21 protein-coding genes are annotated in these 26,066 nt (G+C 50.4%); 16 read left to right on the top strand and 5 right to left on the bottom strand.

The annotated features are described in order from the left end of the window. Window positions 1-28 precede the first annotated feature (28 nt). From gshB to metW, 6 genes are all read left to right on the top strand, one after another. On the top strand, window positions 29-973 hold the full coding sequence (gene gshB, locus ACO0LD_RS20960; protein WP_423010120.1) for a glutathione synthase: 945 nt from the start codon (window positions 29-31) through the stop codon (window positions 971-973). Window positions 974-1,028: 55 nt separating this feature from the next. Continuing rightward, the gene (locus tag ACO0LD_RS20955; RefSeq protein WP_422976802.1) at window positions 1,029-1,436 is read left to right on the top strand and encodes a PTS sugar transporter subunit IIA; all 408 of its coding nucleotides are present in this window, start codon (window positions 1,029-1,031) and stop codon (window positions 1,434-1,436) included. 19 nt (window positions 1,437-1,455) lie between these two features. Beyond that, window positions 1,456-1,725 carry an HPr family phosphocarrier protein gene (locus ACO0LD_RS20950; RefSeq protein ID WP_423010119.1) on the top strand — a complete coding sequence of 90 codons (270 nt, stop codon included), beginning with the start codon at window positions 1,456-1,458 and terminating at the stop codon, window positions 1,723-1,725. 283 nt (window positions 1,726-2,008) lie between these two features. Beyond that, a complete protein-coding gene (gene ptsP, locus ACO0LD_RS20945) occupies window positions 2,009-3,775 on the top strand; it encodes a phosphoenolpyruvate--protein phosphotransferase (RefSeq protein ID WP_423010118.1) in 1,767 nt (588 codons plus the stop codon). A gap of 255 nt (window positions 3,776-4,030) precedes the next feature. Next, entirely contained in the window at window positions 4,031-5,194 is a 1,164-nt protein-coding gene (gene metX, locus ACO0LD_RS20940; RefSeq protein ID WP_423010117.1) for a homoserine O-succinyltransferase MetX, read from the top strand. Further along, a complete protein-coding gene (gene metW / locus ACO0LD_RS20935) occupies window positions 5,191-5,793 on the top strand; it encodes a methionine biosynthesis protein MetW (RefSeq protein ID WP_423010116.1) in 603 nt (200 codons plus the stop codon). The genes metX and metW overlap by 4 nt, the downstream gene beginning before the upstream one ends. Before the next feature lie 11 nt (window positions 5,794-5,804). On the opposite strand, the gene ACO0LD_RS20930 is transcribed toward metW, so the two are convergent. Beyond that, window positions 5,805-6,986 (bottom strand): acyltransferase family protein, encoded by a 1,182-nt coding sequence (locus tag ACO0LD_RS20930; protein WP_423010115.1) that lies wholly within the window; start codon window positions 6,984-6,986, stop codon window positions 5,805-5,807. Between the two features lie 315 nt (window positions 6,987-7,301). Between ACO0LD_RS20930 and ACO0LD_RS20925 the strand changes: the two genes are divergently transcribed. The 3 genes from ACO0LD_RS20925 to ACO0LD_RS20915 all read left to right on the top strand — a co-directional run bounded on the left by ACO0LD_RS20925 (window position 7,302) and on the right by ACO0LD_RS20915 (window position 12,935). Beyond that, a complete protein-coding gene (locus ACO0LD_RS20925; RefSeq protein ID WP_423010114.1) occupies window positions 7,302-8,204 on the top strand; it encodes a M48 family metallopeptidase in 903 nt (300 codons plus the stop codon). 529 nt (window positions 8,205-8,733) lie between these two features. Next, entirely contained in the window at window positions 8,734-11,118 is a 2,385-nt protein-coding gene (locus ACO0LD_RS20920) for a TonB-dependent receptor (RefSeq protein WP_423010113.1), read from the top strand. Between the two features lie 119 nt (window positions 11,119-11,237). After that, a complete protein-coding gene (locus ACO0LD_RS20915) occupies window positions 11,238-12,935 on the top strand; it encodes a bifunctional metallophosphatase/5'-nucleotidase (RefSeq protein WP_423010112.1) in 1,698 nt (565 codons plus the stop codon). 73 nt (window positions 12,936-13,008) lie between these two features. Here the strand turns inward: ACO0LD_RS20915 and ACO0LD_RS20910 are convergent, their stop codons facing one another. Further along, window positions 13,009-13,782, bottom strand: a complete 774-nt coding sequence (locus ACO0LD_RS20910) for an exodeoxyribonuclease III (RefSeq protein ID WP_423010111.1) — start codon at window positions 13,780-13,782, stop codon at window positions 13,009-13,011. Window positions 13,783-13,921: 139 nt separating this feature from the next. Between ACO0LD_RS20910 and ACO0LD_RS20905 the strand changes: the two genes are divergently transcribed. From ACO0LD_RS20905 to ACO0LD_RS20875, 7 genes are all read left to right on the top strand, one after another. Continuing rightward, complete coding sequence (locus tag ACO0LD_RS20905) at window positions 13,922-14,197, top strand: hypothetical protein (protein ID WP_423010110.1); 276 nt, start codon at window positions 13,922-13,924, stop codon at window positions 14,195-14,197. Window positions 14,198-14,214: 17 nt separating this feature from the next. Continuing rightward, window positions 14,215-17,220 carry a glycosyltransferase gene (locus ACO0LD_RS20900; protein ID WP_423010109.1) on the top strand — a complete coding sequence of 1,002 codons (3,006 nt, stop codon included), beginning with the start codon at window positions 14,215-14,217 and terminating at the stop codon, window positions 17,218-17,220. Window positions 17,221-17,293: 73 nt separating this feature from the next. After that, window positions 17,294-17,971, top strand: a complete 678-nt coding sequence (gene pyrE / locus ACO0LD_RS20895) for an orotate phosphoribosyltransferase (RefSeq protein WP_423010108.1) — start codon at window positions 17,294-17,296, stop codon at window positions 17,969-17,971. 265 nt (window positions 17,972-18,236) lie between these two features. Then, entirely contained in the window at window positions 18,237-19,274 is a 1,038-nt protein-coding gene (gene gmd / locus ACO0LD_RS20890) for a GDP-mannose 4,6-dehydratase (protein ID WP_423010107.1), read from the top strand. 8 nt (window positions 19,275-19,282) lie between these two features. Next, complete coding sequence (locus tag ACO0LD_RS20885; RefSeq protein WP_423010246.1) at window positions 19,283-20,179, top strand: GDP-mannose 4,6-dehydratase; 897 nt, start codon at window positions 19,283-19,285, stop codon at window positions 20,177-20,179. Further along, a complete protein-coding gene (locus tag ACO0LD_RS20880) occupies window positions 20,176-21,369 on the top strand; it encodes a glycosyltransferase family 4 protein (RefSeq protein ID WP_423010106.1) in 1,194 nt (397 codons plus the stop codon). The genes ACO0LD_RS20885 and ACO0LD_RS20880 overlap by 4 nt, the downstream gene beginning before the upstream one ends. A gap of 12 nt (window positions 21,370-21,381) precedes the next feature. Further along, complete coding sequence (locus ACO0LD_RS20875) at window positions 21,382-22,506, top strand: glycosyltransferase family 4 protein (protein ID WP_423010105.1); 1,125 nt, start codon at window positions 21,382-21,384, stop codon at window positions 22,504-22,506. A gap of 6 nt (window positions 22,507-22,512) precedes the next feature. On the opposite strand, the gene ACO0LD_RS20870 is transcribed toward ACO0LD_RS20875, so the two are convergent. Genes ACO0LD_RS20870 through ACO0LD_RS20860 form a run of 3 tightly spaced genes read right to left on the bottom strand, consistent with a single transcriptional unit; the run spans window position 22,513 to window position 26,026 of the window. Beyond that, window positions 22,513-23,757, bottom strand: a complete 1,245-nt coding sequence (locus ACO0LD_RS20870) for an ABC transporter ATP-binding protein (RefSeq protein WP_423010104.1) — start codon at window positions 23,755-23,757, stop codon at window positions 22,513-22,515. Next, the gene (locus ACO0LD_RS20865; protein WP_423010103.1) at window positions 23,754-24,548 is read right to left on the bottom strand and encodes an ABC transporter permease; all 795 of its coding nucleotides are present in this window, start codon (window positions 24,546-24,548) and stop codon (window positions 23,754-23,756) included. Before ACO0LD_RS20865 ends, ACO0LD_RS20870 begins: the two co-directional genes overlap by 4 nt. Window positions 24,549-24,571: 23 nt before the next feature. Next, window positions 24,572-26,026, bottom strand: a complete 1,455-nt coding sequence (locus ACO0LD_RS20860; protein ID WP_423010102.1) for a mannose-1-phosphate guanylyltransferase/mannose-6-phosphate isomerase — start codon at window positions 26,024-26,026, stop codon at window positions 24,572-24,574. Between the last annotated feature and the right edge of the window lie 40 nt (window positions 26,027-26,066).

Here is a 26,066-nt window from a genome sequence, read left to right as displayed (position 1 = left end):
TATCTAGCCAAGAATATTGAGCACATTCATGAAAATCGCTTTCCTGACCGACCCGCTGTCACAATTCAAGACTTATAAAGATTCCACTTACGCCATGATGGTGGAGGCAGACAAGCGCGGTTACGCAATCTACGCCTTTGGCCCGGATGATATGGCGCTGGAAAGCGGCAAGGTGATTGCCAATATCAGCCGCATCACCCTGACCGGCGATAGCCAGGATTGGTTCAGGTTGTCTGAACCTGAATCAACGGCCCTGAGTGCTTTTGACGCCGTCCTGCAGCGCAAAGACCCGCCATTTGATATGGAATATATCTACGCGACTTATTTGCTGGAACTTGCAGAGCAGCAGGGTGCGCGGGTTTTCAATAAACCGGCAGCCATTCGCAATCACAATGAAAAGCTCACCATTGCCCAGTTCAGCCAGTTCACTGCGCCTACGCTGGTGACGCGTGACGAACAACGTATCCGTGCTTTCCATAAAGAACATCAGGACATCATCCTCAAGCCACTCGATGGCATGGGTGGCACCGGTATTTTCCGTATCCGTGACGATGGCATGAACCTAGGATCTGTGATTGAGACTTTAACAGTGAATGGCAGCCGTACCATCATGGTGCAGCGCTATATTCCGGAAATCGTCCATGGTGACAAAAGAATATTGCTGATCGGTGGCAAGGTCGTGCCGTTTGCGCTGGCCCGCATCCCACAAAATGGTGAGGTCAGAGGAAATCTGGCGGCAGGTGGCCTGGGTGTGGCGCAAGAGTTATCTGCCAGCGATCTTGAGATTGCGCAGACTTTGGCACCCGAACTTTATCAAAGAGGCCTGTTGCTGGTAGGATTAGATGTAATTGGTGCTAATTTGACTGAGGTTAATGTGACCAGCCCTACCTGTTTCCAGGAAATTACCCAGCAAAAAGGCTTCAATGTTGCTGGCATGTTCATTGATGCCCTTGAAACGGCAGTTGCAGCTTAAATATAAATGAAGGATGGCGGGCGAGTGTCGGCCGTCACAAGAGAGTTAAAGAACAATGGTTGGCATACTTTTAATGACGCATGCACCTCTGGGCACTGCTTTTATGCAGGCTGCGGCTCACGTTTTTCGTGGCATGCCCGAGCGGTTTGAAGCGATAGACGTCATCGCCGACCAGAATATTGATGAAGTCAATCGCCTCGCACGTGAAGCTGTGCTGCGTCTGGACGATGGTTCTGGTGTGCTGGTGATCACCGATGTCATGGGTGGTACGCCTTCCAATTGCTGCCGGCAATTGGGTGACCCGGACCGGGTGGCGATTATTGCCGGTATCAGCCTGCCCATGTTATTGCGGGCGATAACTTATCGTAGTGATGTGCTCGATGTCGTGGTGGAAATGGCGCTGGCTGGTGGCCAGAATGGCGCTATCAGATTAGACAATCGTGTACGTTTATCACCCAACTAATTGAGAAAGAAAGTGAAGCATGATTCAACAGGAAATTGAAATCGTCAACAAACTGGGTTTGCATGCACGCGCATCGGCAAAATTTACGCAAACCGCCAGCAAATTCAAGGCCGAAGTATGGCTGACCCGCAATAGCCGCCGCGTCAATGGCAAGTCCATTATGGGCGTGATGATGCTGGCAGCTGGCAAGGGTAGTAAAGTTTTACTGGAGACGGATGGCGCGGATGAGCAAGCCTGTTTTGAAGCCATTCATGCGCTGATCAATGACAAGTTTGGTGAAGGTGAATAAACGAAAATTGATTGGGCAATAGTAATCATTTGCGATGCTGATTTTGTAAGTACGTGGTAAGAACAATTTGCCAGCGAAACAAATGGCAACATATCGCAACATATTTCTCATTGTCGTTTTAACTCTATTCGTTTACCTTGTCCTTCTTTGATTGAATCAGCAAAATATCATGCAATAGATGGTGCATGAAGTCTTATGCTTAGCGTTACATCATTACACTAGAAATAAGACAGGGCAGCATCATCTCAGCTGCCCGAAGATAAAGTATTTTGGGGGACACAGCATGGCATCTTTTACACTGCAAGGCATCCCCGTTTCACGCGGTATAGCAATCGGGCGAGCACATTTATTGCGTCCGGCGGCACTGGATGTACAACATTATCTGGTAGGGCAAGAGCAGGTCGAAGCCGAAGTGCAGAGATTGCAATTGGCTATCGTCCAGGTACACAAGGAATTACAGGCCATCTGGTCGGATTTGCCCGCAGATGCGCCAACTGAACTCGGTGCCTTCATCGACGTCCATGTACTGATCTTGTCTGACCCCATGATCTCGGAAGCGCCACTCGATATCATCCGTACCCGTCACTACAATGCCGAATGGGCACTGGTCAGCCAGATCGATGAATTATCAGCCCAGTTCGATGAAATCGAGGATGATTATCTGCGTGAACGCAAGGCCGATATCCAGCAAGTAGCAGAGCGCGTACTCAAGGTACTGACTGGCACCGCAGGCGGTGCCATACGTTCAGATGGTATTGATGAACGCAATGCCAATATGATCGTCGTGGCCAGGGATATTTCACCGGCTGACATGATGCAATTCCGCGATGTCGCTTTCACTGGTTTTGTCACTGATGAAGGTGGACATAATTCCCACACCGCCATCGTCTCGCGCAGTCTGGGCATACCAGCGGTGGTCGGCATGGGCAATGCCTCGCGTCTGATAGAACAGGATGACTGGCTCATCATTGACAGCGATGCCGGTGTCGTCATTGTCGCGCCCAGTACCCTGGTACTCGAACAATATCGCGACCGTCAGGCCATACTGGCCAAAGCCAGGAAAAAACTCCACAAACTCAAAAAGACACCTGCGATTACCCAGGACGGCGTGGAAATCACTTTGCTGGCAAACATAGAATTGCCACAAGATGCCGCCCATGCCCTGGAGGCAGGGGCCAGTGGGGTAGGCCTGTTCCGTTCAGAATTCCTGTTCATGGAAAGCAGTGGCCAGCAACACAAACTGCCAACCGAAGAAGAACAATTCGAAGCCTATCGTACTGCAGTGCAAGCCATGAAGGGCAGGCCAGTGACGATACGGACACTGGATGTCGGTGCTGATAAACCGCTGGATACGACAGAACACAATATCCTCAATCCGGCACTGGGTTTGCGGGCCATACGCTATTGCCTGGCTGAGCCACAATTATTCCTGACGCAATTGCGGGCTATCTTGCGCGCCTCGGCTTTTGGCAAGGTCAAGATCCTGATACCGATGATGGCCCACGGTTTTGAAATTGACCAAAGCCTGGCCATGATAGAGCAGGCCAAGACTGAATTGCGCAAGGAAGGCAAAGAGTTCGATGCAGAGATTGCCGTCGGCGCCATGATAGAAATCCCGGCGGCGGCCTTGTCGCTGCCCATGTTTGTCAAGAAACTGGATTTCCTGTCTGTCGGTACCAATGACCTGATTCAGTACACATTGGCAATCGACAGGGCAGATCATGAGGTTGCTCACTTGTATGATGATTTGCATCCGGCTATTTTGCAGCTCTTGCAAATGATTATTACAGCGGGCGACAGGGCTGGCATACCAGTGTCGATCTGCGGCGGTATGGCGGGCGATATCCGCCTGACACGCTTGCTGGCTGGCATGGGCTTCCGCGAATTGTCCATGCCGGCAGCGCTGTTGCCAGAAATTAAGCAAGAGATTTTGAACACCCGGCTAGATTCCTTGCAGGGACATGTAAAAAAAATCTTGCGCAGCTATGATTCGGCAACGATCAGGGAAACCCTGGCTGCCATGGGGGCGCAGTCGCCCACTTTGCATTGACAACTTGTATTAACAAGCTTGCATTAAAATTGTGACAGTCCCGGCACCAGGGTTTGACCTTGGTGCCAGACTTGGTTTATCCTTCTCCTATTGCGCCGATTTGAAAATCAGCTTGCGGGCGCGTTTCGGAAAATATCCCGAATGATAAATACGGCTAAAGCGAGCTTGAATGCAGCTTTCCCCTCCTCACATTCAGCCCACCTTTTAGCCTTCCTGAGTTTTTTGATAACGGGTTAAATCCCGATGGAAGAGTGTATGTCATCCTCACCTGGATCAGTTGGAATCGTCACGCCACAAGCGTTTCAGTTCGATGAGCCTTTGGCTTTACAAAACGGTACCTCAATTGCCGGTTACACCCTGATGGTGGAAACCTATGGCAGCCTGAATGCAGCCAAATCCAATGCAGTCCTGATTTGCCATGCCCTGAATGCATCCCACCATGTGGCTGGCGTATATGCTGAGCAGCCCAAGAATGTAGGCTGGTGGGACAATATGGTGGGACCTGGCAAGCCAGTCGATACCAATCGTTTTTTTGTTATCGGCGTTAATAACCTGGGTTCCTGTTTTGGTTCTACCGGCCCCATGCATACCAACCCCGCGACTGGCAAACCATATGGTGCAGATTTCCCTGTTGTGACAGTGGAAGACTGGGTCAATGCGCAGGCCAGGCTGGCTGATCGTTTAGGTATAGAGAAATTTGCTGCCGTCATGGGTGGTTCACTCGGCGGCATGCAGGCTTTGGCCTGGAGTATTCTGTATCCAGACCGTTTGCGTCATTGCGTGGTGGTGGCATCCACTCCCAAATTGTCAGCACAGAATATCGCCTTCAATGATGTGGCGCGACAGGCGATTTTGACTGATCCCGACTTTCACGGTGGTGATTTTTATGCCCATGGTGTAGTACCGCGTCGCGGCTTGAGGGTGGCACGCATGATAGGACATATCACCTATTTGTCGGATGACGACATGGCAGAAAAATTTGGCCGCGACTTGAAGGGGGGCGACTATCAGTTTGGCTTTGGTGTGGATTTTGAAATCGAATCTTACCTGCGCTATCAGGGCGATAAATTCTCGGATTATTTCGACGCCAATACTTATTTGCTGATCACCAAGGCGCTCGATTATTTTGACCCTGCCCGCCATACCGGTGGTGATCTGGCCAAGGCGCTGGCGCACACCAAGGCCAAATTCCTGCTCGCCTCTTTCACGACTGACTGGCGCTTTTCACCTGAACGTAGCCGCGAAATCGTCAAGGCCCTGGTCAGCAATAAAAGAACAGTCAGTTATGCAGAAATCGATGCGCCACATGGTCATGATGCTTTCTTGCTGGATGACTCGCGTTACCTGAATTTGGTGGCTGCTTATTACCAGCGTATAGATGCAGAATTGCAAGCCGAATTGTTGGGAGCAGCAGCATGAATTTTTCTGAATTAAACGTCTTGCGGCCGGACCTGGCTTTCATCGCTCACTGGATCAAGCCGCAGGCACAAGTGCTGGACGTTGGTTGTGGTGATGGCGTCATGCTCGATTACCTGCAAAGCGACAAGCAATGCAGCGGCTACGGCATAGAAATCGCTGACGACAAGGTACTGGCATGCGCCAGCCGTGGCGTGAATGTCATACAGCAGGATATGGAAAACGGTCTGGGCATGTTTGAAGACAATGCCTTTGATACCGTCATGTGTTTGTCTTCACTGCAAATGATGAAGCATGTAGAACCGCTGTTGCGCGACATTGCAAGAGTAGGGCACGAGGCCATCGTCTCGTTCCCCAACTTTGGTTACTGGCCACACCGCACTGCCTTATTGCGTGGCAAGATGCCAGTGTCAAAATCACTGCCGTATGAATGGTATGACACACCGAATGTGCGTTGCGCGACGATACTGGATTTTTCAGATCTGGCCACTGAAGTCGGTTTGGAAGTTCTGGAATGTGTAGCCTTGCATGAAGGGCAGCCCGTGACCTGGCTGCCGAATTTGCGCGGCAGCCTGGCAGTTTTCCGTTTGCGAAAAAAATAAGCTGCCGTTCTTCATCTGCTTAGTTGCGAGTTACGAAAGGTTTGCATGTCTATGCCTTGGGGCATTAAGCCTTCCCGGCGTTGCCGGGTGATTTTTTTACCCAGGCCAATAGACGGTTCTTCCAGCCAGCGATAACTGCAGTAAGAAAATCCTATGGTCAACAAGGCCGACAACACAAAGAACAGGTGCGGGTGGGCTTGCCACTCAGGCGGCAATGTCCGCCAGACATAAGTATATAAAGGATAAAAAATCACAGGATGGAACAGATACATGGAATAACTGATTTTTCCTAGGAAGCTACCCAACTTTCCTTGTAGCCGAAACACTGTCGTCATCAGAATAAAAATGACAATGGCAATCAATTGTGCAGCCGGGGATCGTATCTGTGCAGTATCCAGTGTCCAGAAATGCAGTATGTCCCTGCCTGTAAAGATTGAGAAAGTCAGGATGAGGACAAACAAGGCTTTGAATAAAGCTTTATTCCCTGTTGCGCTGTTCTTGTTCAGCAACCAGTCGCGATATAAGAGTCCAAAGAACATATAGCCTATGTAACGCAGATAAAACAGAACGTTTGCAAAATAGGCTGAGACATCCGTCACACGATGGAACAATTTAGGTAGCAGCAAGACCACCAGCATCAAGAGCAAAATACTTTTTAAAGAAGTCATTTTTCTGCGCGAAAACAGGTAAATACAGAAAAAATAAAACAAGAGTTCCAGCGCCAGGGTCCAATAAGAACCAATGATGTTGTCGATACCAACAAAAGCCTGGAACATGGTCAGGTTGGCGATAAACATGAGCCAGTCTATGTTGTTACCACCCTGGCTGACGCCAAAACGCCACCAGACAAACACAAGACCCAGGACAGCCGATAGCCAGTAGGCGGGATACAGGCGAAAAAAACGGTGTATCACAAAAGTTTTGACAGGTTCTACCCGATAATTCGCCAAGCTGAAAGGCACGACGAAGCCGCTGACCATGAGAAAAATACAAACACCTATCTCGCCTATGCCAACTTGCTTGGAGAAAAAATAGGCAATGGCTACTTCCACCGCATTCAGGTTGACATTTGCTTGCGCCATCGTGGCAAAATCAACTGTATGTTGGTAAATAACTAATAAAGCAGCAAAGCCGCGCAGAAAATCGATGTATTGATAGCGCTCGGTTTTAGGTGTGAAGGGTGGGGTAATCATAGTACTTAATTCCATATCGTTAATATTTTTCCCGAGACCAAGCAAATGTCTCTTAGAGCAGAAAGTGAATATGTAGACAGATATGAAAGTATTTTGTTCCGGAAACATTGATTTATTTACTAGACAAAATACTTATGTTTCGAGTCGAAAAAGTAATGTGAGGGCAAAGTCTGTGAGTGCAGAAGCGGCGCTGCGCTGCGAAAAGGTTTGCTCATAGGCCGGGTATTAATTTTTAAAGATATTGATCTTTAAAAAAGCACGTATGGCTCCCATTTCGGCTTATCATCCTGCGTATCTTCTTGCTATATATTCGCCATGAAACTGAACCACTTTGCCCTAGTATTTTCCAGCTTGTTTGCTGTTACCGTTGTCGGTAATGCGCAAAATACTGCGCAGCAGGATGGCGTCAAGGTGGGGGAAATGTCCGTCATGCGAAAACTGGCTCCAACCGGTGCGCTGGAGAGTCAGGCGGCGGCGCAGTATGCGCAGACCATGCAGGTAGCTGAACAAAAACATGCTTTGGGACCTGCTAACCATCCTCAGGTGATACGTTTGCGAGCGATTGCAGACAAATTGATACCGCATGCCCTGAAATGGAATGAACGGTCCAAGCAATGGAAGTGGGAAGTCAACCTGATTGGCTCCAAACAGGTAAATGCTTATTGCATGCCGGGCGGGAAAATCGCTTTTTACTCCGGTATCCTCGATACCTTGAAACTTACTGATGATGAAGTTGCCATCGTCATGGGTCATGAGATTGCCCATGCCCTGCGTGAGCATGGCGCTGAAAGGGCGGGCAAGGCTACTGCTGCCAATCTTGGTGTCAAGCTGGTGGAATTGTGGGCAGGTGCCAAGGGTTATGACCCGAATCTGGCCGGCGGTGTAGCTGGTGGTGTCGCCAAGTTCAGTATGCTGGCGTTTTCCCGCGGAGATGAAACTGAGGCTGACATAGTAGGCCTCGATATTGCCGCCAGGGCTGGCTATGATCCGCGTGCTGGTGTCGCACTCTGGCAAAAAATGGGCATGGTCAGCAAGGGCGCGCCGCCACAATGGCTGTCAACCCACCCCGCTGGTACCACCCGTATCGCAGAAATCCGCAACCACTTCCCTGAAGTCATGCCTTTATATGCGCATGCCAAAGGGGTCAGTATCAGCGCCTTGCCCCCTTACCAAACCAATGTTAAAGGCATTGCACCCGTCGTATATTCGGGAAAGTAAGCACTTTTCAAACAAAAAATAGTATCTCAATGGCAATTTGTCGCACAATTGTGACAAAATCTTGCCGCCAAAACCACTTTGTCATCATCCTTTAATAATTGGATGGGACACTCTGCAAGTTCAAAATTTTATGTGATAGACTATTTTCACATATCAAAATATCTGATCGACAGACATTTGCCCCGGCAAATTGCTCAAGTTTAAAGATGTCACTAGGAGATAGACGCACCGTAAAAAAGTCCGTCTGTTTTTTGCTTAGAAATAGCAATCGTTTGCGTCATTGAAAATTTTCAATTTTCAAAAAAAGCAATCGTTTGCGCGGCTCAGTAGGCCGACAATATTTCTAATGTGACATGTCATCGCAGGTGTTTGTTGTGGAATTACAACCAGTTACAAAAAAAAGCCAAAAAATTTGGCAATAGAACGAGCGGTGAAGGGCATGTCATCAGGCAGTTGCGGTGGCTTGAGATGATAAACGGGGTTTTGCACTAATTTTTATTTCCATTTGTAAAATGATTCGGGAGCTTCAATGAAACAATCAAACAAATCGTCCGCATTTCCATCGCGTTTGTCGATGGTTGCAGTCGCATGCCAACTGGTATGCCTGAGCATGTCCACTGCTTATGCGCAGCAGACAGAATCCAATGAGCAGCCTGATGCAAATCGCGTCACCATTACTGGCAAAAAAGTCGGTATGGGCTTGATGGTGCAAGAAAATGCGCCAAAAGCACGTAGCACGATCACTGCTGAAGAATTGGCCAAACAGCGTCCTACAGGCAATGCCTATGAAGCGCTGGAATTGATGCCTGCGGTTAATAGTTTCAACTATGACGCAACCGGTTTGTTTGGTGGCGGTCTGACACTGCGCGGTTTTAACAGCGACCAGATCGGTGCCACGATCAATGGCGTACCAGTCAATGATTCTGGTAGCTTCTCTGTGTTCCCACAAGAATTCGTGGATCAGGAAAATACCTGTACACAATTTGTGACTCAAGGTTCAACGGACGTTGACTCCCCACAAATTGGTGCAACTGGTGGTAACTTCGGTATCACTACTTGCGATCCAACCAAAGAAAAACGTTTCCGCGTCATGCAAACACTGGGTGGTTTGAAACTGTCCAAAACTTTCATGCGTTACGACACTGGCCTGTGGGCTGATGGCCGTTCCCGTTTCTTTATCTCTGCTTCCCATGCGCAAGCTGACAAATGGAAAGGCGAAGGCGGTGCTGACCGTAACCACGTAGATGTTGGTTATCGCGTCGATTTCGACAAGTTCAATTCCATCAATGCAATTCTGTTGTACAACCGTGCAATCAACCAGAACATCAGTACATTCAACCTGGCTGATCTGGCAAAAAATGGTTACTACTATGACTATTCGACCAAGTTCATTGGTCATGTCACCCCGACCAAAGGCAAGGCTGACAATGATCCTTCTGTAGCCAATGCTGACACGTACTACCAACTGACAAAAAATCCGTTTGAAAACGCGATTTTCTCAGTCACTGGCAAATTCCGTATCAATGAAAACACCGATGTCAAAGTCATTCCTTACTTCTGGTATGGCTACGGCACGGGCGGCGTACAACAACGTCTGCAAACTGAATCTGCATTCCTGAACCCTGCTACAGGCAAGCTGACAGCTGGTGTCGATCTGAACGGTGATGGCGATACACTGGATAAAGTGATTGTTGCCAACAGTAGCGTGACACGTACTAATCGTCCTGGTGTAACAGCTTCTGTTGTTCACACTATCGACAACCACCAAATCCTGGCTGGTGTCTGGTATGAGCGTGCAACGCATGAACAGTTCGGCCCTATGGTTGCAGTTGATGCTAACGGTAACGCAGCTGACATCTGGTTGAAAGAAGGCCGTATCACCCGTCCTGATGGCACACCTTTCCAAAGTCGTGACTGGAAAACCATCAGTACTGCTTACCAGTTCTCTTTGCAAGACACTATCAGCCTGTTGAATGATAAGCTGAGCATCAATATTGGTGTACGTGTGCCTACCATGAAACGTGACTTCACTAACTATGCGAATGAAGGCACTAACTCAGGCGTAACTTACAATATTGAACGCACTTACACCAAAGCTTTGCCGCAGTTGGGCGCACGCTACCAGATCGATAACAGCAATCAGATCTTCGCTAGCCTGGCACGTAACATGAAGGTACCGCCAAACTTTGTCTATGCAACGACAAATAACGCAAAAATCAATGCAGATGGTAGCGTTGGTTTTGTAGAAGTGCCGCCAGAAACTTCATACAACTTCGATTTGGGCTATCGCCTGCAAAGCGACAAGTTGACTGCTCAGGCAACTGTTTACACAGTAGACTTTTCTGATCGTCAGGCAACTGCTTATGATCCAGTCGCTAACCAAAGCTCAGTCGTGAATGTCGGTAAAGTAAAAACCAAAGGCTTTGAAGTTGAACTGGGTAATACGCCTGTCAACGGCTGGTCTTTCTACGGTTCCGTTGGTTACGCGAAGAGCGAAATCAAAGACGATCTGCTGGTAGCAAAAGGCGTTTATATTCCAACAGCTGGCAAGCAAATGACGTTGACGCCAGAATGGAAAGCCGGTCTGAGCGCCCAGTATGAAACAGCCGTTTGGTATACACGTCTGAAAATGAAATACACAGGCGGTCAGTTTGCAACTATGACGAATGATGAATTCGTTCCTAGTTACACATTGTTGGGCTTTGATGCTGGTTATCAATTCGCGAACACCAGCTGGTTCAAAAAACCAACAATTCGCCTGAGCGTCAGCAATATCACGAACGAAAAGTATCGTAACCCATCCAGTTTCAACATCACTAATGCAACCGCCTATCCTGGCGCTGCTGCAAAAGGCGTGTTCTACTACCTGGGCGCACCACGTTTCACATCAGTCACTTTGTCCGCAGATTTCTAATCTGTAGACATGACGTGGTGAATCCAGAACTCACCACGCAGACTTGATTCAGGCCTGCAACAAGAACACTTGTTGCAGGCCTTATTCTTTTTAAATTAAGAATACTTCCTATGCAAAAGATGAAATTAATCAGCGTATCCATTGCTGCCGCATTGCTGGCCGCCTGTGCCAGCACTGACAAAGTGGACACAGCGAACAAGGCAGCAACAACGGATATCACGATTTTCAGTATCAATGATTTCCATGGCAATTTGCAGGCTGACCAGCCCGTGCCCTACGTCGCCACAAAAATTGACCCTGCACGACCCGGTGAAAAAATTTCGGTACCGGCAGGTGGCTACGCCTACCTGACCACCAAGCTCAAAGAACGTCGCCAGGCTGTAGGCAGCAGTATTTTTGTTGGCGCCGGTGACCTGATTGGTGCCTCACCCATGGGTTCGGCACTGATGAAAGATGAACCCGTCATCGAAGCCTTGAACCGTCTGAATCTGTCAGTGACATCAGTTGGCAATCATGAATTTGATAATGGCACCGCTGACCTGATGCGCAAGATCAAAGGCGAATGTCCGGCCACCGGTTGTGCCTATGCAGACTTCAAGGGTGCCCGCTTTTCCTACCTGGGTGCCAATATCCATGAACTGGGCAGCGACAAGCCCTGGCTGGCACCGTATGTGATACGCCAGGTTGGCGACTTCAAGGTAGGTTTCATCGGTGCGGTGACAGCCGACGTACCCAACCTGGTGGCTGGCGATGCGGTGAAGCATCTGAGTTTTGAAGATGAAGCAACGGCGATTAACCGTTATGTGCCAGAACTACAAAAGCAGGGTGTTGCTGCAATCGTGGTGCTGATACATGAAGGCGCGACCTATAAGGGATCGGAGAATGACCCCAGTTACCGTTGTGAAGGTTTGCAAGGCCCGATTATCGATATCAGCAAAAAACTCGACAAGGCCATCAGTCTGATCGTTTCTGGTCATTCGCACCAGGGCTATACCTGCAAGATCGATGGCAGGCTAGTCGTGCAGGGGCGCAGCTATGGCTCCTTCCTGACAGAATCAACCCTGACGATAGACCGCAAGACCAATCAGGTGATCAATGCGGTCGCCGTCAATCATCTGATTGACCAGCAAGCGCTGCAGGCAGACCCTGCAGCGAAACAACTGGTCGACCAGGTGGCGTCACAAACGGCGAGTTTGCGCCAGCGTCCTATCGTCAACTTGAGTGCGCCTTTGTCGCGTAATAGTGAAGCCGGTGTGTTTGACAGCAGCCTGGGCAATATCATCGCTGACTCACAGCTCCATCATGGGCAACATGCGGGTGGTGCTGATGTCGCCTTCATGAATGCCGGTGGCATACGCAGTGACCTGCCTTCCGGCAAGGCAACAGGCCCGGTAGCTGTGTCATATGGTGATTTGTATGCGGTGCAGCCATTTGGCAATAACCTGGTCCGTATGAAACTGACAGGCGCCCAAATCCTGACGCTGCTGCAGCAGCAATGGCTGGGCCGTGAAGTCAATGATCCTAAAAAATTGTTTGTATCTCACACGCTGAGCTACAGCTATGACCCACGTGCCGGGATAGATGCGCGGGTAAAGGATGTCATGATCAAGGGCAAGTCGCTTGACCTGAACCAGCAATACAGTGTGGTAGTCAACAGCTTCATGGCCGATGGTGGTGATGGTTTTGCTGTGCTAAAACAAGCAAAAGACAAAGAGTTGATAGGCCGTGACCTGGAAGCGTTCGAGTCTTATGTGCGCGAACAGGGCAGTAAATTGAATGAAGTCAAACGTGACCGGGTAAAGCGTTTGCCAGGTTAATCTGCAAATGCTCCAGAAGAAAAAATGCCCGTCTATCCAATTGACGGGCATTTTTCATTGAAAGGCCAAGAGCTTATTTGTACTCTATGATCAGCGGCGCATGATCAGAGAAACGGGCTTCCTTGTAAATCGATGCTGTATGCGCTTTTTTACCTATGCCGCTGGTAGCGACATGGTAGTCGATACGCCATCCCACGTTGTTTGCCCAGGCCTGACCACGATTGCTCCACCAGGTATAGGCCTCCCCTGTCGTTTCAGGATGCAGATGGCGATACACGTCCAGCCAGCCCTGTTCATCAAACAAACGCGTCATCCAGGCGCGTTCTTCAGGCAAGAAGCCGGAATTTTTTTGATTGCTCTTCCAGTTTTTCAAATCGATCTCTTTGTGGGCGATATTCCAGTCACCACAGATGATGATTTCCCTGCCTTCTGCAATCAGTTGTTGCAGATGTGGGTAAAACAATTCCATGAAACGGAATTTGGCTTCCTGCCGTTCAGGTGAGGATGAGCCGGAAGGACAATACAGCGAGATCACCGATAACTTGCCAAAATCACAGCGCACATAACGGCCTTCTGCATCGAATTCTGGACTGCCAAAGCCTATATAGACCGCATCTGGCTCTTTCTTGCTGTATACGCCGACACCGGAATAGCCTTTTTTCTCGGCATAGTGAAAATGGCCATGGTATTTGTGCGGATTCAGGAAATCCGGCGTCATGTCCGCTTCCTGGGCTTTCAGCTCCTGCACGCAGATCACGTCAGGGTTTTCCTTTTGCATCCACTCAAAAAAGCCTTTTTTGGCGGCGGAACGTATGCCATTCAGATTGGCAGAGATGATTTTAGTCATGCTGGTAGGTAGTGACTTAAAAAATGAGATAGAAAGCATACCAGATAGCGCAGCAAGACGTGTACTTGGGAGGGAAAAGCCAGCAGATGGTTTATACTTGCCTACTTTTCCCTCCGGGTAGCTACCCCTTTGCGCCATCATGAATGAAGAACAATTGCGTGCTGAACTCAAGGCGGTCTATGCCAGTTCTTCCTGGAAACTGACCGCGCCTATGCGCTATTCGGTGGAATTGTTGAAGAGCGGTGGCTTGCCCAAGTTGCTGGGTGATATCAAGCTCATGCTCAAAAAACTCATGCCAGCCAAAGTCGAAAAGACAGCGGCGGGTGAAGTCATGCCAGACAGGCTCAACGACGAGGGTCAGCGAATTTTGAATGAGCTCCAGAGCCGCATGCACCGCAGCCACAGCCGACAATAGTAAAACAGACCCCCACCATGCGCATTATTATCGATTTACAAGCCTGTCAATCCACTGGTAGCCGCCACCGCGGTATAGGCCGCTATTCACTGGCGCTCGCCAAAGCCATGGTACGCAATGCAGGCCAGCATGAAATCTGGCTGTTACTGAGCAACTTGTTTCCTGACACCATACAGCCTTTGCGTGATGCCTTTGCCGGTATGGTGCGGCAAGAACGTATTGTTACCTGGGGCGCTCCCGGCCCGGTGGCAGAACTGGTGCCACAAAACTATTGGCGTAGCCGTGCGGCAGAAATACTGAGGGAGCAGGCACTGGCTGCGCTGCGCCCCGATTTTGTCCATGTCACCAGCCTGTTTGAAGGTTCGGGTGATGATGCAGTATCCAGTGTTGCGATATCGGGTGAACACTTGCCAACAGCGGTAACGCTGTATGACCTGATTCCCCTGATGTATGACAAACAGTATCTGAACGACCCGGCACAAAGAGCCTGGTATTACCGCAAGCTGGCCAGTTTGAAGCGCGCTGATCTGTTGCTGGCCATCTCTGATTCGTCGAGGCAGGAGGGCATGGATTTGCTGCAGTTGTCGCCAGAGCGCGTGGTCAGCATTTCTTCTGCCGTGGATGAGCATTTCCAGGTGCGTAGCTGCAGCGATGAGGCCATGCAGGCATTGCGTGAGCGCTATGGCCTCACCCGCGACATGGTGATGTACACCGGCGGCATCGATATACGGAAGAATATCGATGGCCTGATCCAGGCTTACGCTGGATTGCCGCCTGCAATCCGCCAGCAACATCAACTGGCTATCGTTTGCAGCGTACAAAAAGCAGACCGTGAACGTATAGCTGCACTGGTCACGCAACTGGAACTGGCAGAGGATGAAATCATACTGACCGGTTTTGTGCCGGATGAAGACTTGCCGCTGCTGTATCAGGATTGCCAATTATTCGTCTTCCCATCCTGGCATGAGGGTTTTGGCCTGCCTGCGCTGGAGGCCATGTCTTGTGGCGCGCCGGTGATTGCCGCCAACACCAGCAGCTTGCCTGAAGTGCTGGAATATCCCGATGCCTTGTTTGACCCCAGAGATATAACAGCCATCACAGCCAAAATGCTGCAGGTACTTGAGCAGCCTGAATTTGCCGCTCGTTTGCGCGAACACGGCTTGCAGCAATGCCAGAAATTTTCCTGGGATGCCTCAGCCAAAAAAGCGCTGCATGCGATTGAAGTCAGCCATGCTCACTTACAGCAAGTGGCCGCTGCCAAAGTCCATGTGTGCCTGCCAGTGATCAAACCCAGACTGGCTTATATCTCGCCTTTGCCAACGGTGGCGTCCGGCATTGCCAGTTACAGTGCAGATCTAGTGCCTGAATTGGCCGATTATTACGACATCACGCTGATTACACAACAAAGTGAAGTCAACTCACCGTGGCTGACAGCCAATTTTGCCATACAAGACAGCCTATGGTTTACTACCCATGCCACCAGTTTTGACCGTGTGGTCTATCACTTTGGTAACTCCCCCGCGCATGCTTATATGTATCCATTGTTTGCCAGTTATCCTGGCATCGTGGTCTTGCATGATTATTTTTTGAGTGACTCACTCGCCAATCTGGAGATGAGTTCATTCATGCCTGGCTTGTGGGCGCAACATATGTATGTTTCCCATGGTTATGCGGCTCTGCTGGAAAGGCGTGATGCTGCCGATTACACCACCGTGATGGCAAAATACCCTTGTAGCAGTGGCATACTTGAGCGCGCCGAGGGCGTGATCGTGCATTCTGCCTATGCGCAAGAACTGGCGCGCAACTGGATCAAAGGCTGGCCCGCCTGTCAGTGGCAGCAAGTGCCATTGTTGAGACGTATTCCTGCTGCATCTGACAGACACCTGGCACGGAACAAGCTAGGGCTGGACGAGCAGGATTTTGTCTTGTGCAGCTTTGGCATGCTGGGGCCGACCAAGCTCAATCATGTCTTGCTGGATGCCTGGCTGGAATCTACACTTGGCAAGAACGAACGTTGTCATCTGATTTTTGTTGGCAAGAATGATCCGGGTGAATATGGTGCGCAATTGCAAGAGCGTATTGCCAATTGCGAGCGCGTGCGCATCACTGGTTTTACTACCGCAGAAGAATTTGCCTTATACATGCAGGCTGCTGATGGCGCGGTGCAGTTGCGTACACTCTCGCGTGGCGAAACTTCAGCTGCTGTCCTTGAATGCATGGCTTATGGCTTGCCTGTGATTTTGAACCGCAACGGTGCCATGGCAGAACTGCCAGAAGATGCCGTGCAGGCAATGCCAGACAATTTTACGCAGGCTGAATTATTGCAGACCATCAGCCAGCTACTTGAGGACACCTTACTCCGCAAGACTTTGGGGAAAAGGGCAAGGCAGTTTGTGCAAGAACATCATGCGCCCGCACTGGCTGCACGTATGTATGCTGAAGCGATAGAGGAATTTGCACTGACAGAACCAGCCGCACGCATGCACCGCAGCCTGGCGGCTATCGCTGATATCTCGCCCGTGTCGCCGCAACATCCACACTTGCATGCAGAAGTAGCAAGCAATGATTTACGCGAACTGGCGCGTCATCTGGCCAATTGCACGCCTCGCCCCGGCAAACGCATGGTCATGCTGGATGTCAGTGCCTGGTGCCAGTTACAAGAGACCATGCCTGCAGGCTTGAAAACAGCATTGGAAAGCTTGCTACTTAAGCGCCAGGACTTGCGCATTGAAACTGTCTGGTACGCTGGTCCCGACTTCCGCTACGCCCGAGCATGGACATTCAAGCAACTGGACTTGCCCGGCTTGCCGCCAACAGACGATTTTGTCGCGGTCCGTGCCGGAGATTTGTATCTGGATTTATCCGGATGTAAAGATTTGCAAATGCAGACCATGCAATTACAACAACTTGGCATCACTTGTCACGCCATTTCCACCCAAATCCATGCAAATATGGTGGATTTGTCAGCGTCTGAGGCACTGATGGCAGAATTTTTACTGGTTTTACCGCCTGAAACAGTCTAAATCCAGATAAGTACGCATGTTATGCTGTGGTCTGGTAAAGAAAACGGCACAAATTAAAGGAATTGAGGTTATTTTGAGTACTTTGAGACAAGATTTTATACAGTTTTCAGTCGAGGCTGGCGTGATACGCTTTGGCGAATTCGTCACCAAAGCTGGTCGCACCTCACCTTATTTTTTTAATGCTGGCTTGTTCAATGACGGTGCCAATCTGGGCCGCATCGCTGACTTCTATGCTCGCACCTTGCTCGATTCTGGCCTGGAATTTGACATGCTGTTTGGTCCTGCCTATAAAGGCATTACCCTGGCATCGGCAACTGCAGTGGCATTGGCGCGCATGGGCAGGAACGTGCCGTTTGCGTATAACCGCAAAGAAGCCAAGGACCATGGTGAAGGCGGCAGTATTGTTGGTGCCAAACTGGCAGGCAAGGTCGTGATCATTGATGACGTCATTTCTGCCGGCACATCAGTGCGTGAATCGGTGGATCTGATCCGTAACGCCGGTGCTACCCCCAGCGCAGTGCTGATCGCCCTGGATCGTATGGAGCGTTCAGGCAAAGATGATGCCCTGTCGGCTCATTCCGCCGCGCAAGAAGTCGGTCAGGCGTATGACATGCCAGTCGTTTCTATCGCCAACCTGAATGATTTATTTGATTATCTGTCGGTTGCTGGTGGTGATGCGCAGTTGTCTCAATATAAAGAAGCAGTCGCAGCTTACCGCAAGCGCTATGGCGCATATAACACAGTTAATTAATTTATATTAATAATAAGAAAATGATTTCCAGTTAATTAACATTAATCCAGTTTAATCCAACTTGATCCAGTTTTAAAACGATCTTTGAGTAGTATCACTTACATGCGCTTGCATTAATTTTCCGCAGTGCGGCGAACACTCATTGTATACTGTGCAACTGTGGATAAATTGTGATCACTGTCACAGATGGATTCAAATTAGCGGTCCATTATCTGGTTAGCAAAAAGAATTTTGAATGTTCGCCATGGCGAAGAGGTTTTCTTGAATGAGTAAAAAAGCGTTAATCACTGGTATTACTGGTCAGGACGGAGCCTATCTGGCTCAGTTGCTGTTGGAAAAAGGCTATACCGTCTATGGCACTTATCGCCGTACCAGTTCAGTCAATTTTTGGCGCATAGAAGAGCTGGGTATAGATGCCCACCCTGCCTTGCATCTGGTTGAATATGATCTCACCGATTTATCGGCCAGCATACGTCTGTTGCAAACTACTGGTGTTACTGAAGTCTATAACCTGGCAGCGCAAAGTTTTGTTGGCGTGTCGTTTGAACAGCCACTGACTACGACAGAAATTACCGGTATCGGTGCCTTGAATCTGCTTGAAGCAATTCGCATCGTCAATACTGAAATCCGTTTCTATCAGGCTTCTACTTCTGAAATGTTTGGCAAGGTACAAGCCGTGCCACAAATTGAATCGACTCCATTTTATCCGCGCAGTCCGTACGGCGTAGCCAAGTTGTATGCGCACTGGATGACCATCAATTACCGTGAGTCCTATGGCATTTTTGGCTGTAGCGGCATCTTGTTCAATCATGAATCCCCGCTGCGTGGCCGCGAATTCGTGACGCGCAAGATTACTGATTCTGTCGCCAAGATCAAGCTAGGCAAACTCGATGTGCTGGAACTCGGCAATATGGATGCCAAGCGCGACTGGGGCTTTGCCAAGGAATATGTTGAAGGCATGTGGCGTATGCTGCAAGCCGACAAGCCAGATACTTTTGTATTGGCGACCAACCGTACTGAAACCGTGCGTGATTTTGTCACCATGGCTTTCAAGGCTGCGGACATACAGTTGCAATGGTCAGGTGAAGGCGAACACGAAACAGCTACTTGCGCAAAAAGCGGCAAATTGCTGGTACGTGTCAATCCAAAATTCTACCGTCCGTCGGAAGTTGAATTGCTCATCGGTGACCCTGCCAAAGCCAAAAAAGTGCTGGGCTGGGAACCGAAAACCACACTGGAAGAATTGTGCCAGATGATGGTAGAAGCAGATTTACGCCGTAACCAGAACGGCGCGTCGTTCTGATGTCTGCGATGCCACGCGCCCTGATAACAGGCATCAAGGGATTCACAGGTCGTTATCTGGCGCAAGAACTGAAAGAGGCTGGCTACCGGGTTTTTGGTACTACCCACGGAGCAGAAGCACCCGGGCAAGACAATTTTGCTGTCGACCTGGGTGACAAGCAGCGCCTGGCTGAACTGGTGGCAGAAATCCAGCCAGATGTGGTTGCCCATCTTGCCGCTATTTCCTTTGTTGCTCATGGTGACGCTGCAGAAATTTATCGCGTCAATGTAGTCGGTACCCGTAATCTGCTGGAAGCACTGGCTGGCCTGGATAAAAAGCCGCGCGCCGTGCTGATCGCCAGCAGCGCCAATATCTATGGCAATACCCGCACAGAAGTCATCGCCGAAACCGAACCAGCTCAACCCGCCAATGATTACGGTGTCAGCAAACTGGCGATGGAGCATGTAGCACGCCTTTGGATGGACAAGCTGCCCATCATTGTGACCCGCCCCTTCAATTACACTGGTGTAGGTCAGACAGAAAATTTCCTGCTGCCCAAGATCATCAATCATTACCGCCGCAAAGCCAGCGATATAGAACTTGGCAATCTGGATGTCGCCAGAGATTTTTCTGATGTACGTACAGTTGCCACCGCCTATGCCCGTTTGCTGGAGCAAGCACCTGCAGGCCAGACTTTCAATATTTGTTCCGGCACTGCCTACACTCTGCGCTCGGTATTGCAAATGGCCAGTGAGCTTGCCGGTTATGAAATCAAGGTGCATGTGAATCCGGCCTTTGTGCGTGCCAATGAAGTGCATAAACTCATGGGTGATGGCCAACGTTTGCACGCATGCATAGGTGAGTTGCCGGTCATCGCCTTGCGCGACACGCTGGCCTGGATGTTGCAGCACAAGGACGCAGCATGAATGTCGTCCTGTCTATAGAAGCCATACATCCACCACTGGCGGGCATAGGCAGATACGCATGGGAGCTTGCTACCCGCTTGCCCATGCAGGCAGAGATAGAATCGATACGTTATTTGTCAGATGGCTTCTGGCGTGACTTACCGCGCATAGACCAGCCTGCAAGCGCAGATATACCAGGAACTGTACCTACGGCACCAGTCAAGGCTAGTTATAAAAGCCGCCTGCGCCGTCAACTGGGGCAGTTGCCCATGGTGGCACGCCTGTATGGCAAATTACTGCCCATGCTTGCTGGCCGCCAGTTGAACAGTGTGTCGGATGGAATTTTTCACGGTCCCAATTACTTTGTACCCAGGACCCGTCTACCCAGCGTGGTGACGGTGCATGATTTATCGATTTACCGTTATCCGCAATGGCACCCCAAGGCCAGGATAGACCGCATGCGCATCGCTATCCCAGAGGCAATCCAGCGGGCCAATCTGGTATTGACAGACTCCCTGGCAACGCGTGACGAAGTGATGCAGGAATTCAGCCTGGGTCCTGATCAGGTGCGTGCCGTTTTGCTGGGTGTCGATGAAGTATTTCATCCATACACTGCAGAAGAAACAGCACCCATCTTGCATGAATTTGGTTTGCAGCCGGATGGCTATAGTTTTTTTGTCTCGACCATAGAACCGCGTAAGAACCTGCTGCATTTGCTGGCAGCTTACCGCGCCTTGCCAGATAACCTGCGTCAGCGCTGGCCACTAGTGCTGGTGGGTGGCGAGGGCTGGCAAAGTGAAACCATTCATGACGAGATAGAAAAAGGCCAGCGTGAAGGCTGGATCAAATACCTGGGTTTCGTCGACCAGAAATTGCTGCCTATCCTGTATGCTGGTTGCCGCCTGTTTACTTATCCATCCTGGTATGAAGGTTTTGGTCTGCCGATTGCTGAAGCCATGGCCAGTGGTGTGCCGGTATTGACCTCGAATTGCTCTTCCATGCCAGAAGTAGCCGCTGGTGCAGCCATGCTGGTAGACCCGGCGGATGTGAATTCCATACGTGACGGTTTGCGCCAGGCGCTGGAAGATGAAGAATGGCGTAGCACAGCCAAAGCACGTGGCTTGCAACGTGCTGCCGAGCTGACCTGGAATGCCTGTGTGCGTAACACAGTCGCAGCCTATCAGGTAGTTAAAACGCTCAGAGCCGGTTAAGGATAGCGCCCAGTGAAAGTCCTGCACTTCTACCGCACCTATTACCCCGACACCTTTGGTGGCGTTGAGCAAGTCATACGCCAGATGGCGGTGGGTACGACACGTCTGGGTGTGGAAAACGAAGTGCTGACTTTGACACGTGATGCAGGTCGCCCCTTGATAGAATTTGAAGGACACAAGGTACATCGTGCCCACTTGAATTTTGAAATCGCTTCTACCGGCTTCTCCTGGTCGGCTTTATCGCGCTTTGTAGAACTGGCGAAACAGGCGGATGTGGTTCACTATCACTTCCCCTGGCCTTTCATGGATATTGCCCATTTCCTGGGACGTATCAAAAAACCCAGCGTTGTCACTTATCACTCGGATATCGTCAGGCAAAAATATTTGCTGAAGCTGTATTCACCGCTAAAACATCAGTTCCTGCGTGACGTAAACCGCATCGTCGCAACTTCGCCCAATTACCTGGCCACCAGTCCGACGCTGGAACTGTATAAAGACAAGACCGAGGTGATCACCTATGGTCTGGATAACAGTATTTACCCAGTTCCCTCAGCAGAGCTGCTGGCGAAATGGCGGGCCAGGGTAGGTGAAAACTTTTTCCTGTTTGTCGGCATGCTGCGTTACTACAAGGGCCTGCATATCTTGCTGGAAGCCGCAGCGGGGACGGATATCCCCATCGTTATCGTTGGCGATGGCCCGGAAGAAATCGAACTCAAGCGCCAGGCAGAAAGCCTGCAACTGAAGAACGTGCATTTCCTCGGTGCCTTGCCTGAACCGGACAAGGTCGCCTTGCTGACCCTGTGCTATGCACTGGCATTTCCTTCACACCTGCGTTCGGAGGCTTTTGGCATTTCATTGCTGGAAGGTGCGATGTATGGCAAGCCCATGATCTCCAGCGAAATTGGCACTGGCACGACTTACATCAATGTCGCTGGCCAGACCGGCATGGTCGTGCCACCGAGTGACCCGGCAGCTTTCAGGCAGGCCATGGAGTATCTGCTGGCAAATCCACAAGAGGCCGCGCAAATGGGTGTCAATGCGCGCCAGCGCTATCTGGATTTATTCACTGCCGATAAAATGGCGAGCAATTATGCCCGCCTCTACCAGCAAGTCATAGACGAGCATAAGCACAAATAAGCTTACTTAGTCTGCCGTCAATTTCCTGATCTCAAATTCCCCACGCAACCAGTTACTGCCAATGAACTCAGTGTGATCCACATTGATGACATCAAACACCAGCAGATTGTCTGACCACTCATAGTTTTCATCGAGATGGGTTTTTGCCTTGGTCAATGCGGTGGTGACAGAATAAGAACCTGGTCCCAAGGGACATTCAAACGGCAGCACAAATTCCAGCATATCGCCCTGACGCAAATCATTTTGCACCTGGCGCGAATACCAGGTATTGCTACCCCAGATGACGCTACCCTGCTTGTCGCGCAACATCAGGCCCAGCACCAGTTCCGGAATGTCAGCGCGCAATTGCACTTCCGCCACCAGCTTGACCTTTTGCCCTACGTGCGCCGCGGCCAGTACCTGATCGCTGTCCTGGTCACGCAGGCTGAGCTTGCTGACTGTCGCCATGCCTGTGCCTGAACGTGTTTGCAGCCAGCCTTGTTCATTACGGTTTTGTTCTACGGAAAAATTCTCGTTTTCCTTGCGGGCGATCATGGCATTGTAGTAATCGACCACTTCATCTGCCGCACCTTGCTTGAGCACGCAACCCTTGTCGATCAGGATCACATGGTCACACAGGCTGCGTACATCACCCATGCCATGGGTGACCAGAATGATCGAAGTACCCTGTTCCTTGAACTGACGTATGCGGTCAAAACTGCGGTGCTGGAAATAGCTGTCACCGACCGACAGGATTTCATCGACGATGAGTACATCCGGGCGCACGGCAGTGGCAACAGCAAAAGCCAGGCGTGCCTGCATGCCGCTGGAATACACGCGTAATGGCTGGTCAAAAAAGGCGCCAATTTCAGCAAAGCTTTCTATGCCCGGCATGAGCTGGTCCAATTGCTCACCACTCAGGCCCATCAGGCCGCCTGCCATATAGGCATTTTGCCTGCCAGAAAATTCAGGATTGAAACCCAGCCCCAGTTCCAGCATCGCGCTGATGCGGCCACTGACAGCGATGCTGCCCGTCGTCGGCCGCACCGTGCCAGTAATCATTTTCAACAGCGTACTTTTACCAGCACCGTTCTGGCCTATGATGGCCACTGCCTGACCCGCAGGCACATTGAAACTGATATCGCGGTTGGCCCAATATTCATAGGCCGGTTTTACCGGCAGGCCAGCCCAGTACATCAGGCGTGACAGCAGGCCGCTGAATTTCGAATAGCATTTTCCAACGCCAGAGACACTCAATACAATTTGACTCATAATGCATCCACCAGATCTGCGCTGGCACGGCGGAAAATCCAGAATGAAAATATAAACATGCCCGATGAAATCAGCACGGGAACCAGCAAATCTGCCATGTTTGGCACTGCGCCATATAACAGCGCATTCTGGTAGATCTTGACCAGTGGTGTCATCGGGTTGAGATTCAATACCGCGATAAAGCGCCTGGGCATATTGTCCATCAGGTAAACCACAGGCGTGAACCAGAACCATAGTTGCAGGACGATGCCCATGACCTGGCCAACGTCGCGTGAAAATACATTCAGCAACCCAAGTATGATGCCCAGGCCAAAGGCAAACAGGATAATCAACAGCATACCCAGCGGCAGTACCAGCCATGCCGCTGTCGGCATATGACCAAAGAATAAAAACACTACTGCTATCGCTGCCAGCAATAACAAATGATTGATGAGGGCGCTGCCGCCGACGATCAAGGGCAGGCACAGTCTGGGGAAGGCGATTTTTTTCAGGGTGTTTGAATAATCAATGAACACCGTGGTACAGCGCGTCATGATTTCTGCAAACAGACCCCAGGCTGACATGCCCGCCATCAGGTAAATCGCATAGGCCGATTTGTTTTCGATATTCGGTATCTTGGTAACCAGCACTTCAGACAAGACGATGGCAAAGATGGTAGCTTGCGCCAGTGGATTCAAGATCATCCACAGGGCACCCAGTTTGCTGCGCGCAAAGCGCCCGGCAAACTCGGCCTTGATGGACGACAGGATAAAGTGGCGGTAGTGCCACAATGAGATGAGTACAGCTTTCAAAGCTTGGTTTTCCTTAGCAGGGATCAGCCTGCGACACGTCCATAGATATCATCGAACCTGACGATATCATCTTCACCCAGGTAAGTACCAGATTGCACTTCTATCAGTTCAAGGTCGGTTTCACCGGGATTTTCCAGCCTGTGCTTGACGCCCAGCGGGATGTAGGTAGATTGATTGGCGACCAGGGTCATGACTTCTTCACCGCGCGTGACCAGCGCTGTGCCGCTGACCACGATCCAGTGTTCAGCTCGGTGATGATGCATTTGCATGGACAGGCGGCCACCCGGTTTGACGACGATGCGTTTCACCTGGAAGTGTTCGCCACTGTCGACGGAATCATAATGTCCCCATGGACGGTATACCTTGCGATGGTTATCAGTCTGGGTATAGTTTTCATCTTTCAGGCGGGTCACGACACGCTTGATGTTTTGGGTATTGGCTTTATTGGTGACCAGCACCGCATCTGGCGTTTCGACCACGATGACATCTTCCAGACCCAGGCAGGCAACCAGGCGGCTGTCGGAGATCACCAGGCAATTGCGTGAATCTTCCAGCAAGACATCGCCATGGACAGTGTTACCGTTTTCATCTTTGTCCGACACTTGCCAGACTGCGTCCCAGGCACCAACGTCAGACCAGCCTGCATTGAAGGGCACGACATAGCCGGGGATATGCAAATCCTGGTCTTTGGCCAGTTTTTCCATGACTGCATAGTCGATGGAGTCAGAAGGACAAGACAGGAAGGCTTCTTTATCAACGCGAACAAAGTCGCTATCGATGCTGGCCTTGTCCATCGCCAGTTTGCAGGCTTCATGCATAGCGGGATGGAAGTGCTGTATGGCTTTCAGCCAGGTGCTGGCACGCATCATGAAAATGCCGCTATTCCATAAATGGCGGCCACCATCCAGATATTGCTGGGCGACTTCCAGTACAGGCTTTTCTACAAAGGCTTGCAACTCACGCACAGCCTGACCTGGCAGTACATCGCCGGTCTGGATGTAGCCATAACCGGTTTCAGGGCGGTCAGGCACGATACCAAAGGTCACCATGGCGCCGTCAATGGCCTGTTGCAGGCCGTCTTGTATGGCCTGGTGAAAGCCCTGTTTATCATTGATCACATGGTCAGCCGGCATCACCAGCAGGACTGCATCATTGTCTGATGCCACTGCTGCCAGGGCTGCCAGCGTCAAGGCCGGGGCAGTATTGCGGCCGGTGGGTTCCAGTAGCAGGCTGCAGTTGTTAAAGCCGGCAACGCGTAATTGTTCTGCCGTGATGAAGCGATATTCTTCATTGCAAACCACGATCATTCTTTCGGCCACGCCCAGGACACCGGAAAAGTCCCTGACGCGTGTCGCAGTTGCCTGCAACATGGTCTCTTCGCCTATCAGGGCGAGCAATTGCTTGGGATGCTTTTCACGCGATAGCGGCCATAGCCGGGTTCCAGATCCCCCGGAGAGAATGACAGGCTGTAATAACATGGATAACTTTCTTATTCTTTATGCCTTTGGGTTTATGTCC

Source organism: Undibacterium sp. Ji83W (assembly GCF_049340385.1).
Classification (GTDB): domain Bacteria; phylum Pseudomonadota; class Gammaproteobacteria; order Burkholderiales; family Burkholderiaceae_D; genus Undibacterium.
This window is presented reverse-complemented; position numbering and strand designations above follow the sequence as displayed.

Coding starts and splice junctions, on each gene's coding strand:
- gshB (WP_423010120.1), top strand. CDS start 29: ATGAAAATCGCTTTCCTGACCGACCCGCTGTCACAATTCAAGACTTAT.
- ACO0LD_RS20955 (WP_422976802.1), top strand. CDS start 1,029: ATGGTTGGCATACTTTTAATGACGCATGCACCTCTGGGCACTGCTTTT.
- ACO0LD_RS20950 (WP_423010119.1), top strand. CDS start 1,456: ATGATTCAACAGGAAATTGAAATCGTCAACAAACTGGGTTTGCATGCA.
- ptsP (WP_423010118.1), top strand. CDS start 2,009: ATGGCATCTTTTACACTGCAAGGCATCCCCGTTTCACGCGGTATAGCA.
- metX (WP_423010117.1), top strand. CDS start 4,031: ATGTCATCCTCACCTGGATCAGTTGGAATCGTCACGCCACAAGCGTTT.
- metW (WP_423010116.1), top strand. CDS start 5,191: ATGAATTTTTCTGAATTAAACGTCTTGCGGCCGGACCTGGCTTTCATC.
- ACO0LD_RS20930 (WP_423010115.1), bottom strand. CDS start 6,986: ATGATTACCCCACCCTTCACACCTAAAACCGAGCGCTATCAATACATC.
- ACO0LD_RS20925 (WP_423010114.1), top strand. CDS start 7,302: ATGAAACTGAACCACTTTGCCCTAGTATTTTCCAGCTTGTTTGCTGTT.
- ACO0LD_RS20920 (WP_423010113.1), top strand. CDS start 8,734: ATGAAACAATCAAACAAATCGTCCGCATTTCCATCGCGTTTGTCGATG.
- ACO0LD_RS20915 (WP_423010112.1), top strand. CDS start 11,238: ATGAAATTAATCAGCGTATCCATTGCTGCCGCATTGCTGGCCGCCTGT.
- ACO0LD_RS20910 (WP_423010111.1), bottom strand. CDS start 13,782: ATGACTAAAATCATCTCTGCCAATCTGAATGGCATACGTTCCGCCGCC.
- ACO0LD_RS20905 (WP_423010110.1), top strand. CDS start 13,922: ATGAATGAAGAACAATTGCGTGCTGAACTCAAGGCGGTCTATGCCAGT.
- ACO0LD_RS20900 (WP_423010109.1), top strand. CDS start 14,215: ATGCGCATTATTATCGATTTACAAGCCTGTCAATCCACTGGTAGCCGC.
- gmd (WP_423010107.1), top strand. CDS start 18,237: ATGAGTAAAAAAGCGTTAATCACTGGTATTACTGGTCAGGACGGAGCC.
- ACO0LD_RS20885 (WP_423010246.1), top strand. CDS start 19,283: ATGCCACGCGCCCTGATAACAGGCATCAAGGGATTCACAGGTCGTTAT.
- ACO0LD_RS20880 (WP_423010106.1), top strand. CDS start 20,176: ATGAATGTCGTCCTGTCTATAGAAGCCATACATCCACCACTGGCGGGC.
- ACO0LD_RS20870 (WP_423010104.1), bottom strand. CDS start 23,757: ATGAGTCAAATTGTATTGAGTGTCTCTGGCGTTGGAAAATGCTATTCG.
- ACO0LD_RS20860 (WP_423010102.1), bottom strand. CDS start 26,026: ATGTTATTACAGCCTGTCATTCTCTCCGGGGGATCTGGAACCCGGCTA.